General features: G+C 71.8%; 10 protein-coding genes. 2 read left to right on the top strand and 8 right to left on the bottom strand.

What is annotated here, in order from left to right; all coding sequences use genetic code 11:
• Nucleotides 1–69: 69 nt before the first annotated feature.
• The gene (locus ABEB28_RS23230; protein WP_345730417.1) at nucleotides 70–1,341 is read left to right on the top strand and encodes an RNA polymerase sigma factor; all 1,272 of its coding nucleotides are present in this window, start codon (nucleotides 70–72) and stop codon (nucleotides 1,339–1,341) included.
• Nucleotides 1,342–1,538: 197 nt separating this feature from the next.
• On the opposite strand, the gene ABEB28_RS23225 is transcribed toward ABEB28_RS23230, so the two are convergent.
• The 6 genes from ABEB28_RS23225 to ABEB28_RS23200 all read right to left on the bottom strand — a co-directional run bounded on the left by ABEB28_RS23225 (nucleotide 1,539) and on the right by ABEB28_RS23200 (nucleotide 8,451).
• A complete protein-coding gene (locus ABEB28_RS23225) occupies nucleotides 1,539–2,990 on the bottom strand; it encodes a diguanylate cyclase (protein WP_345730295.1) in 1,452 nt (483 codons plus the stop codon).
• A gap of 52 nt (nucleotides 2,991–3,042) precedes the next feature.
• The gene (locus tag ABEB28_RS23220) at nucleotides 3,043–4,398 is read right to left on the bottom strand and encodes an RNA polymerase sigma factor (protein ID WP_345730294.1); all 1,356 of its coding nucleotides are present in this window, start codon (nucleotides 4,396–4,398) and stop codon (nucleotides 3,043–3,045) included.
• Nucleotides 4,399–4,402: 4 nt separating this feature from the next.
• Nucleotides 4,403–4,759, bottom strand: coding sequence for a YciI family protein (locus ABEB28_RS23215; RefSeq protein ID WP_345730293.1), 357 nt, complete (start codon nucleotides 4,757–4,759; stop codon nucleotides 4,403–4,405).
• Nucleotides 4,760–4,788: 29 nt separating this feature from the next.
• The gene (locus ABEB28_RS23210; RefSeq protein WP_345730292.1) at nucleotides 4,789–5,427 is read right to left on the bottom strand and encodes a dihydrofolate reductase family protein; all 639 of its coding nucleotides are present in this window, start codon (nucleotides 5,425–5,427) and stop codon (nucleotides 4,789–4,791) included.
• 136 nt (nucleotides 5,428–5,563) lie between these two features.
• On the bottom strand, nucleotides 5,564–7,213 hold the full coding sequence (locus ABEB28_RS23205) for an acetolactate synthase (protein WP_345730291.1): 1,650 nt from the start codon (nucleotides 7,211–7,213) through the stop codon (nucleotides 5,564–5,566).
• Nucleotides 7,214–7,425: 212 nt separating this feature from the next.
• Nucleotides 7,426–8,451, bottom strand: a complete 1,026-nt coding sequence (locus ABEB28_RS23200; RefSeq protein ID WP_345730290.1) for a hypothetical protein — start codon at nucleotides 8,449–8,451, stop codon at nucleotides 7,426–7,428.
• A 148-nt stretch (nucleotides 8,452–8,599) separates the two neighbouring features.
• Here ABEB28_RS23200 and ABEB28_RS23195 point away from each other — a divergent pair, with 148 nt between their 5' ends.
• Entirely contained in the window at nucleotides 8,600–10,045 is a 1,446-nt protein-coding gene (locus tag ABEB28_RS23195) for an acyltransferase family protein (protein ID WP_345730289.1), read from the top strand.
• A gap of 83 nt (nucleotides 10,046–10,128) precedes the next feature.
• Here ABEB28_RS23195 and ABEB28_RS23190 read toward each other — a convergent pair whose 3' ends face one another.
• Nucleotides 10,129–10,911: an enoyl-CoA hydratase/isomerase family protein gene (locus ABEB28_RS23190; protein WP_345730288.1), complete on the bottom strand. Its 783-nt coding sequence runs from the start codon at nucleotides 10,909–10,911 to the stop codon at nucleotides 10,129–10,131.
• 116 nt (nucleotides 10,912–11,027) lie between these two features.
• Nucleotides 11,028–13,439, bottom strand: coding sequence for a protein kinase domain-containing protein (locus ABEB28_RS23185; protein WP_345730287.1), 2,412 nt, complete (start codon nucleotides 13,437–13,439; stop codon nucleotides 11,028–11,030).
• Nucleotides 13,440–13,700: the final 261 nt, after the last annotated feature.

Raw genomic sequence — 13,700 nt, 5'->3', positions numbered from 1 at the left:
TCGGATCCGGGGAGGGTGGAGTCGACGCCGCCCGACGACCGGATCGTGGCCCCGTCGGATCCGGGGAGGGTGGAGTCGACGCCGCCCGACGACCGGATCATCGCGCTGTGGAGGGTGGAGTCTCCCCGCTTGATCGCCCGGCTGATGCGCCTGGTCGGTGACCTCGACACCGCCGAGGAACTCAGCCAGGACGTGTTCGCCGCGGCGATCGAGAAGTGGCGGCGGGAGGGCGTCCCGGACAATCCGGCGGCATGGTTGAACACCACCGCGAAGTTCCTCGCCGTGGACCGGATCCGCCGCCGCGACACCCAACGCGGCAAGTACCAGCTGGTGGCCGCCGCACAGCCGCAGACGCTGGAACACGACCTGGACGAGATCGTCGACGGCGACCTGGCGGACGACCTGCTCGGCCTGATCTTCATGGCGTGCCACCCGCTGCTGTCCCCCGACGCACGGTCGGCGCTCACCCTCAAGCTTGTCTGCGGACTGAGCACCGAGGACGTCGCCCGCGCGTTCCTGACCCCGGCGCCGACGATCGCCCAGCGCGTCGTCCGGGCCAAGCGGACGCTCGCCGCGGCGAAGGTTCGCTTCGAGCTTCCGCCCCCGAGCGAGCGGAAAGCCCGTCTGGACGCCGTCCGGGAAGTCGTCTACCTGGTCTTCAACGAGGGCTACTCGGCGACCAGCGGAGACCGGTGGATCCGCGGTGACCTGTGCGCGGAGGCTCTCCGGCTCGGCCGGATGCTCGCGGCGCTGACGCCGAACGACACCGAGACGCTCGGCCTGCTGGCGTTGATCGAGATCCAGGCATCGCGGCTGAGGGCCCGCGTCGGCCCGGACGGCGAGCCGGTGCTCCTCAACGACCAGGACCGTTCCCGCTGGGACCGCCTCCTCATCCAGCGGGGCCTGGCCAACCTCGAGCGGATCGAGCGGCTCGGCGGCACCGCCGGGCCGTACGCGCTGCAAGCCGCGATCGCGGCCTGTCACGCGCGGGCCGCGGTCGCCGCGGACACCGACTGGGAGCAGATCGCCGCGCTCTACGACGGGCTCGCTCGGATCAGCCCGTCACCGGTCGTCGAGCTCAACCGCGGCGTCGCCACCGCGATGGCGTTCGGTCCGGAGGCCGGCCTGGAGATCGTCCGGCCGCTCTTCGACGTCCCGGGTATGCGCGAGTACCACCTGCTCTACGCCGTCACCGGTGACCTGCTGTGTCGCTCCGGCGCGCACGAGGAGGCCCGCGAGCATTTCCTGCGAGCCGCCGCGATGACCCGGAACACGCCCGAGCGCACGACGATGCAGGGCCGCGCCGCCGACTGCGCTGCGGGACACACTATTCAGCTATAACCGTCCGCGACGGCAACCTGCTCGCCACCGCCGACCCACCCTGACATCCGCCGCGCCACCACCCGCCCGGCCGGCCGGTCTTTCCGAAACCCGCCTCGCCAGGGCACCGAGTGAGGTGGTTTCCCGAAAACCCGCCGCCCCAGCCACCGGGAGCGGTGGCCTTCCCGAAAACCCGAGGGCTGCGCTCGCGTGCAGCTTCAGGGAGCGGTCGCGGTCATCGCGTAGACCGCGTACCCGTTGCGTCCCTGGCGCTTGGACGTGTACATCGCCGCGTCCGCCTGCCGGAGCAGCGAGCTCGCGTCCGACGTGCCCGGCTCGGCGAGTGCTATCCCGATGCTGCATCCGACGCGGGGCACGCCGGGGTCCGTGGGCTGCGCCGCGTCGATGCCGTCGATGATCGCGCCGGCGATCGACGCTGCTTGCTCGGTGTGCGCCACGCCGTTCAGCACGACGGCGAACTCGTCACCGCCCATCCGGCCCACCGCGTCCCGCTCCCGGCAGGCGCCCCGGACCACCGCGCTGATCGTCTGCAGCACCCGGTCACCCGCTGCGTGCCCGCGGACGTCGTTGACCTGCTTGAACCCGTCCAGGTCGAGGAAGAGGACACCGACCGGGTAGCCGCCGGACGCGCCGTCGGCCAGCGTCTGGTCCAGCGCGAGCAGCAGAGACGTGCTGTTGAGCAGGCCGGTCAGCGCGTCGTGCGTCGCTGCGTACGCGATCCGGTCCTGTGCGGCGCGCCGGTCGTTGATGTCGCGGTGGTGCCCGACGATCGCTCGGACGCCCTGGTGCGCGATCAGGTTGCGGACCACGAACTCGTGCCAGTGCCAGAGCCCGTCGGCGTGCCGGATCCGCATCTCCATCGCGTGCTCGATCTCCGGATGGCGGTGGATGCGCGCGTTGAACTCGACAGCGCCCGGCTGGTCGTCCGGGTGGATGTGCGCCCACAGTCCGTCGCCGAGCAGGGCGTCCGGCGGATGGCCGGTGATCCGCTCGGCCGTCGGGCTGACGTAGACGATCCGCCCGTCCGCGTCGGTGAGCGTAATGATGTCGGAACCGTCCTGGACCACCGCGCGGAACAGTTCCTCGCTGCGCCGGAGCGCCGCCTCGGCCTCTTCCCGCTGCCGGACCGCCTCGCCGAGGACGTAGCTGGTGGTGACGGTGCCGACCGTGACCAGCGCCGCCACTCCGTGGACCTCGGGCTGCGGCAGATAGTTGAAGAGGCCGGCCGCCACCGCCACCTCGCCGATCGCGATCGCGGTCGCGCTGCACACCGCGACCGGCCGCCACGCCCGGGACCCGGCCTGGCGCACGAACCACGAGAGCAGGTGCAGGTGGGCGACGGCGAGCACCGCGCCCCAACCGATCGCGTAGATCAGCGTCGTGTTGAGCGCGATCCGCAGCCCGACCCGGAACCACAGCCGCCCGCCGTCGGCACCACCGGCCAGCCGACGCTGGATCTCGGGCTGCTGGAGCACGGAACCGGCCACCAGCAGCACGACGAACACCCAGAACGGAGCGTGGCCGGCCAGGCCGAAGTGGCGCAGAACCGCGAGGACGAGGAGCACGACCAGCGGTTCCGCCCCGTATCGGGCCCGACGCGCGACCACGCGGACGACCGCGCCCACGCTGCTGCTCGTGGCGGACTCCACGCTCCCCCATCGACCGCTGTCCGGCCGACTCAAGCACTCCGGCCCGACGCGGTCAGTCCCCGGTGACCAGGCGCCGCCGCACCTGCAGAAACTCTCGCTCGGCCGGATTGTCGGCCAGCGCGATCGCCGCCTCGTACGCCTGTGACGCCTCCACCGGGCGGTCGAGACGCCGGAGCAGGTCGGCCCGGGTCGCGTGCCACGCGTGGTAGGGAACCAGGTTGAGCGGGTCGACGACGTCCAGCGCGGCCGCCGGGCCCTCGACCTCGGCGAGCGCCACCGCCCGGTTGAGCGAGACGACCGGCGACGGCGCCACCACCGTCAGCTGGTCGTAGAGCGCCAGCACCTGCCGCCAGTCGGTGGCCGGGCCGTCGGTGTGCACCGCGTTGATCGCGGCGAGGATCTGGTAGTAGCCCGGCCGCTGCCGACGCAAGCACTCGCGGACCAGCGCATGGCCCTCGGCGATCTGCGGCCCGAGCCACCGTTCACGGTCCTGCTCGGTGAGCGGCACCAGCGTCTCGCCGTCGAACCGAGCCGGGCGGCGGGCATCGGTCAGCAACATCAGCGCGAGCAGTCCGATGACCTCCGGCTCGTCCGGCAGCAGCTCTCGGAGGAGCCGGGCGAGCCGGATCGCCTCGGCGCACAGCTCCTCCCGGAGCGGCACGTCGCCGCTGGTCGCGAAGTAGCCCTGGTTGAAGACCAGGTAGATGACGGCCATCACCGAACTGACCCGGGCGGGAAGGTCGTGTGCGAACGGCACCCCGAACGGGATGCGCGCTGCCTTGATCTTGCGCTTGGCTCGCGTCAGCCGCTGCGCCATCGTGGTCTCGGGGACGACGAACGCGCTCGCGATCTCGGCCATCGACAGCCCGGCGACGAGCCGGAGCGTGAGGGCGACGCGCGCCTCGACGGCCAGGGCCGGATGGCAGCACATGAAGATCAGGCGGAGTCGGTCGTCGTCGACGGCGCCGAGCGGGTCGGACGGTTCCTCGGGCGTGAGCACCGCGGCCTCCTTCTGCCGGGCGTGCCGGGCGGTGTCCCGGCGAATCCGGTCGAGCGCCCGGTGGCCGGCCGTCGTCACGAGCCAGCCGCCGGGGTTGGGTGGCAGCCCGTCGCGGCGCCAGGTGCGCACCGCGACGAGCAGAGCTTCAGCGGTCGCCTCCTCGGCTACGTCGACGTCGCCGTAGCGGCGGACCAGCGTCGCGACCACGCGCGCGTACTCCGCGCGGACGATCCGCTCGACGTCCGCGTCCGTGACCGCCGCGCCGTTCGTCGGAGCGCCGCTCGTGCCGGACCCGGCCGCCGGGGTGGCGTCCGGGTCCGCGGGCCCGGCGAGCTCGGGCCCCGCGAGCTCGGGCCCCGCGAGCTCGGGCCCGGCCCCGCGGGCGGGGTCGGGCATGGGCTCGGGCACCGGCTCAGTCCTCGGGCTGGAACGGACGCACCTCGACCGGGTTGGCGCACGCCTTCGACGCCTTGGACGCCCAGCGCAGCGCCTCGTCGAGGTTCCCAGCGGTGATCACCCAGAACCCGCCGAGGACTTCCTTCGTCTCGGCGAACGGGCCGTCCACCAGCACGGTCTCCGCTCCCTGGCCGTCGACCACGGTTGCGGTGTCCGGCGGCATCAGGCCGCCCCCGAAGACCCAGATCCCGGCGTCGGTGATCTCCCGGTTGAACGCGTCGACGGCGGCGAACTGTGCCTGCATCTCCGCCGGGTCGACATCGGTCGGGAACCCGCCACGGTGGTGCACTGAGAGCATGTACTGCTGTGCCATGACGATCGCTCCTTGGGTTCGTGTGAGGGCTAGCTGATCTGGCTGCTGCCGTCCACCACGGCGAAGCCACCGGCGGCGAACGGTACCGGCTCGAGCACCAGCGCAGTCACCCCCGTGGGCGTCGTCTCTGCGCTCACCGTGCGGAAGCCGCTAGGGGGCGCGTCGGGGGCGAACAGCCGCTTGCCGTCTCCGACGGTCACCGGGAAGACCATCACGCGGTAGACGTCGATCAGGCCGGCGCTGTGGAGGGTACGGGCGAGCTGGGCGCATCCGTGGAGCTGGAGCTCCTTGCCCGGCTGCTTCTTCAGGTCGCGGACCGCGGCCAGGACTTCGCCCCGGATGACCGTGCTGTTCTGCCAGCTCGCGTCGGCATCGGTCAGTGTGTTCGAAACGACGTGCTTCGGGAGGGTGTTGAGCTTCGCCGCGACCACGTCGTCGGGGTCGGTGACCAGCGGCCAGTGGGCAGCCATGATCTGGTAGGTGAGGCGGCCGTAGAGGAGCGCTTCGGTCTGCTGGAAGTAGGCGTCGACGAAGCGGCCTAGGGCGTCGTCGAAGAACGGCACCACCCAGCCACCCCGGTCGAAACCGCCGCTGCGGTCCTCGTCGGGAGCGCCGGGGCCCTGCACGACGCCGTCGAGCGTGGTGAACATGTTGACGCTGAGCTTCATCGGGCGCTCCGTCCATTCGTAGTGGGTGCTTCCACCCCCACTACGAAGCCCGACGCCGCCCTACGACACCGTCCTCAAGAATTTTTTCTGCGCAACGAAGCGTGGTGTGGGCGAGCGCCCACACCACGCTTCGTTGTCATGCCAGGTTCGACGAGCGCGGGTAGGCGTCGGCGGGGTCGGTGAGGACGTTGACCAGGTACGGGACGCCCGCGTCGAAGGCCCGACGCAGCGCCGGACCGAGGTCACCCGGCTTCTCCACGGTCTCCCCCGCGCCGCCGAGCGCGCTGACCACGTCGTCGTAGCGCAACCCCGGCTGCAGGTCCGCCGCGACGTCGTAGCCGTAGACGAGCTGCATCGGATGCTTCTCCAGCCCCCAGATGCCGTTGTTGCCCACGACCATGACGACCGGCAGCTGCTGCCGCACCAGCGACTCGACGTCCATCAGCGAGAACCCCGCGGCGCCGTCGCCGAACAGCACGCAGATCTGCGCGTCCGGCCGGGCCACCCGCGCGCCGATCGCGTACCCGGCACCGGTGCCGAGGCAGCCGTACGGCCCCGGGTCGAGCCAGCAACCCGGCGTGTACGAGTCGAGGTAGCGCCCGCCGTACGAGACGAAGTCGCCGCCGTCGCAGATCACGACCGCGTCCCGGTCGAGCACAGTGCGCAGCTCGCCGTAGATCCGCGCGGGCTTGATCGGGTCGGTGTCGGCCCGCAGCACGTCGAGCTCGGACGCCCGGGCGGCATCTTCGAGGTCGCGGAGCTGCGCGATCCAGCCCTCGTGGTCGGTGCGCGGCCCCGCGTAGTTCGCGAACGCGGTGAGGATCGTGTCGAGGTCGCCGACCGGCGCGGCGGCGGGCGTCACGTGCCCGGCCTTCTGCGACGGTGCGTCGACGACGTGCACCACCTTGGCGTCGCCGAACGTCCCGAACGCCAGCCGGAAGTCCAGCGGCGTGCCGACCACGACCACGACGTCCGCGGTCTTGAACGCCTTGCCGCGCACCCGGGCGAACGCCAGCGGGTGATCGGCCGGGATGCAGCCGCGGCCCTGCCCGTTGGAGAACACCGGGACTCGCAGCGCCTCGGCCACCGCCACCAGCGCGAGCTCGGCGGAGCCCGCGTAGACGTCTGAGCCGGCGACGATCACCGGCCGCTCGGCGCCGGCGATCAGCGCCGCAGCGGTGGCGACCTCGTCGGGGTCCGGCTCGATCACGGCGGGCACCGCGGGGGGCTCGATCCGGGACGTCGCCCGGTCGAAGACCACGTCCATCGGCAGGTCGAGGAAGACCGGACCCCGGTGCGGAGCCAGCGCCAGATCGGCGGCGGCGCCCACGTCGGCGGCCATCCGGTTGACGTCGGTGACGGTGGCGGCGTGCTTCGTGATCGGTGCGAGCACCGGGACGTGGTCGAACTCCTGGAGCGACCCGGCGCCCCACCGCGCCTGCGGCGCCCGGCCCCCGAGGACCACGACCGGCGACCCGTTGAACTTCGCCGACGTGACGCCGGAGACGCCGTTCGTGACGCCGGGGCCGGCGGTGAGCACCGCGAGGCCAGGACGGCGGGTCAGCTTGGCGGTCGCCTCGGCGGCGAATACCGCACTCTGCTCGTGCCGGACGTCGACCAGCCGGAAGCCAGTGGTGTGGGCCGCGTCGTAGAGCGGGAAGACGTGGCCGCCGGAGAGCGTGAACATCGCGTCGACGCCGCGGGCCCGCAGCGCCGCGAGCGCGAGGTCACCGCCGTGACCTTCCAATTCGGTGCCAGGGCCACCGGGCTCCGTGGGTTCAGTCATCGGTCGGTCTCCTCCTCGTCGAGCGACTCCGTCGATACGCGACACCCTACTTGCGGGTAACCCGTCAGGGGATGACATTCCGTATGTCAGTCCCCTGCGCTGCCCGTGGCGCCGGCTGGTGGTTGTCGCGCTGCGAGTGCGGTGGTGACGCTTGGCGCTGGAGTCCGCGAAGAACGCCGCCCCGAGGGCGGAGTGCGGTGGTCAGGTCCCGGTCAGCGCACCTTCCGCCAGAACACCTCGGTGGCCCCCGCGTCGGTGACCGTCGTGTAGATCTCGCCGGACACAGCCATGCCCGGAACGTCCCAGTAGACGTATCGGCCCTGGTCGGACGTGCTGTGCCCGGTGATGAAGTTGCCCTGCCGGACCTGCTTGTCGTCGGTCCAGAACGTGTCGCCGTCGACGACGAGCGAGTCGTCGGAGAAGCCGCCACGCGCCGACTGTGCGTACGAGTCGCGGTCGGCGAGCGTCTTGTAGCGCAGGAAGTAGACCTGGTACTGCGCTCCGTACGAGCACTTCAGTGCCTCGGCCGCGTTGTTCGCCGCCGGGATCGTCGCGGTGATCACCTCGCACCGGTCGGCGGTGGCAGCTGCTCGTCGCGCGAAGTTCCGGAGGTCGGGGTCCTTGAACTGGGCGAGCAGCGGCGGGTCGGACGGTGACGGCGAGGTGGACGGCGACGGCAGCGCGACCGATTCCGACGGCTTCGGGTCCGGTTCGTCCCCATCCGTGAAGGCCCAGACGCCCAGCGAACCGACGATCACGAGCAGGACGACGACGCCCGCCACGATGCCGAGGATCAAGCCGGTCTTGCTCTTCTTCGGCGGGGGCACCGGCGGGTAGCCGCCGCCGTAGCCGGGCGACCCGTAATCGGCAGCCGGGTAGCCCGAGGTCGGCGCGCCCGGGTAGCCGGACGTCGGCGCACCCGGATAACCGGACGTCGGCGCCCCGGGATAACCAGAGGTCGGTGCACCGGGATAACCGGACGTCGGCGCACCCGGATAACCGGACGTGGGCGCGCCGGGATATCCGGAGGTGGGGTACTGCTGGTACTCGTTCCCTGGCGGTAACGGCTGTCCGCTGTCCGGATGCGGTTGGCCGGTGGTCGGGTCGTACGCGGGCTGATACCCGCCTGGCTGAGCGTAGGGGTCGCCGTATCCCGCACCATTGGGGTCGTAGGCGCCGGGTTGCTGCCCCTCGTTCCCCCGCTGCTGCCACCCATGCGGGTCTTGTGGGTAGGTCATCCCGCTCTCCTCCACCGGTTGCAGCGCGCACACGCTCGGCGCCGCCAGGGTAGGCGACCGCTGTGAATATCGCTCTGGGGGGTCGGGAAACGGACTGGAATTCCGAATCCTTCGTTCCCTCTTAGCTCATCGTGGATACCTGGGACCGGTGAGCTCGACATCCCATGCCGAACCACAACGGCACTCCGGTTCCAGCTTTCCCTCCGACACCCGGCGCGCGCGGCGCTGGTCCGAACTCGACGTTCTCCGCTTCCTCGCCGCCGCGGCGGTGGTCGCGTTCCACTGGATGTTCCGGTCGTCCACCGGCGGCGATCCGCTGGCCACGACCGGTTTCGAGGACGTCGCGACGTTCTTCCGCTACGGGTACCTCGGCGTCGACGTCTTCTTTGTGATCAGCGGGTTCGTCATCCTGCGCAGCGCGTGGGGCCGGACCACCGGCTCGTTCCTGCTCAACCGCGCCGGGCGCCTGTACCCGACGTTCTGGGTGGCGTGCACGCTCACCGCGGTACTGGTCACGGTGCTGCCCGGGGACCGGTTCGCGGTCACGTTCGGACAGTGGGCGGCGAACCTGACGATGGGCAGCGAAGCGTTTGGAGTGACCTACGTCGACGGCGTCTACTGGACGCTCCTCGTCGAGCTCGCGTTCTACGGTCTGGTCGCGCTCGGCACGGTCGTGGGGCTGACCGCGAATCGTGTGCTGATCGGGGTCGGGGCGTGGTTGGCCGTGTCGTTCGTCCACCAGGCCTGGCCGCTCTCCACCGACTGGTCGCGGGTATTCGTCCCAAACTGGGCACCGTACTTCGCCGCGGGCGTCGGCTTCGCGCTGCTCGCGAAGGAAGGGCCCGGCGAGGACCTCACCCGCGGCCAGCGAGCGGCGACCGCCGTGCTGACCGCGGTGTCGTGCGCGTGGGCGACGGTGCTCGGCGTGCAGTTCGCCGACTCGCTGACGTCCAAGTACGGGGTGACGTTCTCCGGCGGTGTGGTCGTGGGGGTGCTGCTCGTCACGTTCGCCGCCTTCGCCGCGCTGGTGGCGGGGGTGACGGTGCCCGGCGCGGCTCGGATCGGATTCCTCGGCGCGCTCACGTACCCGCTCTACCTGGTCCACGAGAACATCGGGTACGCACTGCTGACGATCGGCAACACCTGGCTCGGGCTCAACCGCTGGGTGGTGCTGGCCGTCGTCACCGGGGTGATCGTCGCGCTGGCGGTGGCGCTCCACCGGTACGTGGAGATGCCGACCGGCCGCCGGGTCGGTCACTGGAGCCGGGCGCTGCAGGCACGCCGTCGTCGGCACACCCGCCGGCCGAGCCTGCCCGAGCTCTGGCGTCGAGGTTGGCGCGCTTCCCCGGGCACGTCCGTCCGGGGCACGTCCGGCACGGGCACGGCCGGCGCGGGCACGTCCGGCACGGGTACGGCCGGCGCGGGCACGTCCGGCACGGGCACGGCCGGCACGGGCACGGCCGGCACGGGCACGGCCGGCGCGGGCCCCGCGGGACCGGTCCGCACCGCGGTGACGGTCCGGCCGCGGCTCACCCCCGATCGGACGGGAGCGAGCCGCGAGTCGAGGCCGCCTACGCCGGCTTCACGCCGGTGACCAGCGCGTGGCCGACGTCAGCACCGCCCGCCCCGCGCCGTCGGACGCCGGGGTGGTGGCGGCGGCGTCCTCGGTCGGCTTCCTCAGGCTCCCTTGAACTCCGCCTTGCCCGGCCCGTTGGCCAGGAAAGACTCCATTCCGATCCGCTTGTCCTCGGTGGCGAACAGGCCCGCGAAGAGGTGGCTCTCCAGCCGGAGCCCCGACTCGAGATCACCGTCCAACCCGTTATCGATCGCGGCCTTCGCGGCCCGCAAGGCGTACGCCGGTCCCTTCGCGAACCGCGAAGCCCACTCCACCGCCGCGGTGTAGACGTCGTCCGGCGCGACGACCTTGTCCACCAGACCGATCGCCAACGCCTCGGCGGCGTCCACGAACCGGCCGGAGTAGATCAGGTCCTTCGCCTTGGCCGGACCGACCAGCCGCGTCAGCCGCTGCGTCCCACCCGCGCCGGGGATGATGCCCAGCAGGATCTCCGGCTGCCCGAGCTTCGCGTTGTCGCCGCAGACCCGGAAGTCCGCGGTCAGCGCCAGCTCGCACCCGCCTCCGAGCGCATACCCGGTGACCGCCGCGATCACCGGCTTGGGGATCCGCGCGACCGCGGTGAACGCACCGGTCAGCGCTTCGGCCTTGGCGACCATCCCGGTGTAGTCGGTGTCCGCGAACTCCTTGATGTCCGCGCCTGCCGCGAACACCTTCGGCCCGCCGTACAGCACGACCGCCCGGACGTCGTCCCGGCGGCCCGCCTCTCCGGCGACCGCACGCAACTCGTCCTGGACCTGGCCGTTGATCGCGTTCATCGGTGGCCGGGCCAGCCGGATCGTGCCGACTCCCTCCGCCACGTCGAGCGTCACGAATTCACCGGTCATCCGCTCCGACCACCCTTCTCCGGACGGCGGGCCGCCCGGCGTCGATGCCGTTGGCGGCAGCCTACCGGCGGGTAGTCTCGGGGTGCGGCGCCGGGCGGGTCGCGGCGCCGCGTAACCTACCCGACGAGCGAGAGCACCGAGACCGTGTCCGTATCGCGGTTGCTCACCCAGGCGGTACGCCCGTCCGGGGACACCGCCACGACCCACGGGTCGCCGCCGACCCGCACGTCAGCCGTCCGCTTCAGCGTCTTCGTATCGACGACCGTCACGGTGTCGGCGCCGGTCGCGGCGTAGTACGCGTGCCTCCCGTCGGCGGAGAGCGCGACGCAGCGCGGGTCTCCGCCGACCGGGACCGTCGCGATCGTTCGCCGCTTCCGCAGGTCCACCACGGAGGACGTGTCGACGTCGAAGTTCGCGGTGAACGCCCGGGCGCCGTCCTGCGTCACGACGACGCTGTGCGGGCTCTTGCCGACCGGGATCGTCGCGGTGACCGCGGTGGTCCGGGTGTCCACGACCGTGAGCAGGTTGGACTCGTGGTTGGCGAGATAAGCCCGGTCACCACCGCCCGGGGCAAAAGCCACCCAGTGCGGTGCGGGCCGCACCTCGAGGTTCATCACGAGCTGGTTGATCGTGGTGTCGATGACCAGCACGACGTTGCGGTCGTGGTCGGGGACGTAGAGCAGCACGCCGTCCGGCGAGACCGCCAGCGCGTACGGGTGCGACTCCTGGCCGGCCTCGACCGGTATGCGGGTCACGACGGTCCGCTTCACGGCGTCGACGACGACCACGGTGTTACCGCCACCGTCGTCGTTGTGGGTCGAGACGTAGAGACGGTCACCCTTCGGGCTCATCGCGAGATACTGGGGTTGGTCGCGCGTCGGGATCGTGCCCACTACCCGGCGCTCCTCGGTGTCGATCACCGAGACGGTCCGGGCGTCACTGTTCGCCACGTACGCGCGTCGGCCGTTCGGCGCGAACACGAGGCCCTGCGGGCCGTCGCCGACCTTCACTGTCGCGGCGACGGTCGGCCGCGGGACGCTGGCCGGCGCAACGTCGCTCGGGGCGGACGACGAGGAGGCCCGCGTGGTGACCGACGGCACCGTGCCGGCCGACGTCCCGGGACGGTCGGTGTCGCGCCCGGCCAGCCAGAGGCCAGCACCGGCGGCCAGCAGCGCGAACGTCACCAGACCAGCGATCAGCGCAGTGCGGAGGGACCGGCCTCCCGGTGGGGGCGGTTCCGGGTCCCGGCGGTGGCTGGCCAGGGTGGGCGGTGAGTACGGCTCTGGACGGGGCCGACGCCGGCCTCCGCCGGACTGTTCCGGCGGCGTGCGGGGCGTCGAGGTCGGCGGCTCCACCGGCGGCGGCCGGAGCACCAGCGCATGGCCCAGGCTCGGAGTCCCGCTGCTCGGCACCGGGCGCACCGGACTCCGATCCGTGCCCGCCATCGGCCACGGGTCCGCGCCCTGCGGCGAGCCGCCGCTCGGGATGGGGCCGCCGTTGTGCCGCGGGTGGGGCTGCACTGGGGCGCACACCTCGTCAGGGGTGTCCCGGCTGACGGTGGGACTCTCGTCGACGGGCTCGCCGGCGTAACGATCGAGCACGCCCGAGACCGGGCGCCCCGCCCGATCCGCGAGCCGGAACGGTGCCTCCCTGGTCAACCCGAACGCGTCCCGGAGCTGTCCGACCAGCGCACTGCAACTGTCCGGCCGCGCGTCCGGCCGCTTCGCCATCGCCGAGAGCAACACCGCGTCCGCGGCCACCGGCAGGTCCGGCGCGGCGGACGAGAGCGTCGGGGGCGGTGCCGAGATGTGCGCCCACATCATCGCGACGTAGTCGTTCCGCGCGAACGGCGGCGCTCCGGTCAGTACGTGGTAGAGGACGCATCCGAGCGAGTACACATCGGCGCGGTGGTCCACCGGCTGGTTCGCGATCTGCTCCGGAGCGACGTACGCGATCGTGCCCAGGAACTGTCCTGCGGTGGTGAGTCCGGTGACGTCGGCGCTGCGCTTGGTCAGTCCGAAGTCGGTGAGGTAGACGTGGCGGGCGGCCAGGTTCATGCCGTGGGCGTCGTCGGTGCCGGTGAGCAGGATGTTGCCGGGCTTCACGTCGCGGTGCACGAGCTGGCGGGCGTGCGCGGCGTCCAGCGCGGCGGCGACCGAGGTGAAGACCGTGACGGTCTCCGACGGCGTCAACCGACGTCGGCGCTTGAGGACGGCGTCCAGGTCCTCGCCGTCGACGAACCGCATGACCGTGTAGAGCATCCCGTCGATCTCGCCGGCCTGGTAGATCGGCAGGACGTTCGGGTGGTCCAGCGAGGCGGCGAGCTCGCTCTCCCGGGTGAAGCGGGCCCGGAACGTCGGGTCGGACGCCAGCTCGGGCGCGATGAGCTTCAACGCGACCGGTCGTCCGAGGCGCCGATCACGCGCCTTGTACACGACCGCCATGCCGCCCCGGGCGACGAACGACTCCACTTGGTACCCGTCGACGTCCTCGCCGATGTCGAGGACCATCTCGTCGTGTCGGCCCATGAGTCAGCCGCCACCGGTCGGTAAGAGGCCGGCAGCGTCCGCGGTGACACTCGGATCCACCGTAGCGCCCCCGATCAGCGACGACGGGACTACCCTCTGTCCACTCTAGGCCGTAGCCGCTCGGATGGGCTTGCCTTTTTTGTCGCATTCCCGCCAGCGCCGAACGGATTTTCGGGAAGGCCACCTCTCAAGACGCCCCCAAGAGGTGGCCTTCCCGAAAATCGCGGCAGACGGGGTAGCGCGGCGGCGCGGCGGCGCGGC

The sequence above is a fragment of the Cryptosporangium minutisporangium genome (genome assembly GCF_039536245.1).
GTDB lineage: Bacteria > Actinomycetota > Actinomycetes > Mycobacteriales > Cryptosporangiaceae > Cryptosporangium > Cryptosporangium minutisporangium.
Note: the sequence above shows the minus strand (reverse complement) of the source record. Positions and strands in the feature narration are given on the sequence as shown.

What these genes read in the sequence shown, in the direction of transcription:
- ABEB28_RS23215 (WP_345730293.1), bottom strand. Translation starts at nt 4,759, where the DNA reads ATGGCACAGCAGTACATGCTCTCAGTGCACCACCGTGGCGGGTTCCCG.
- ABEB28_RS23210 (WP_345730292.1), bottom strand. Translation starts at nt 5,427, where the DNA reads ATGAAGCTCAGCGTCAACATGTTCACCACGCTCGACGGCGTCGTGCAG.
- ABEB28_RS23205 (WP_345730291.1), bottom strand. Translation starts at nt 7,213, where the DNA reads ATGACTGAACCCACGGAGCCCGGTGGCCCTGGCACCGAATTGGAAGGT.
- ABEB28_RS23200 (WP_345730290.1), bottom strand. Translation starts at nt 8,451, where the DNA reads ATGACCTACCCACAAGACCCGCATGGGTGGCAGCAGCGGGGGAACGAG.
- ABEB28_RS23190 (WP_345730288.1), bottom strand. Translation starts at nt 10,911, where the DNA reads ATGACCGGTGAATTCGTGACGCTCGACGTGGCGGAGGGAGTCGGCACG.
- ABEB28_RS23185 (WP_345730287.1), bottom strand. Translation starts at nt 13,439, where the DNA reads ATGGGCCGACACGACGAGATGGTCCTCGACATCGGCGAGGACGTCGAC.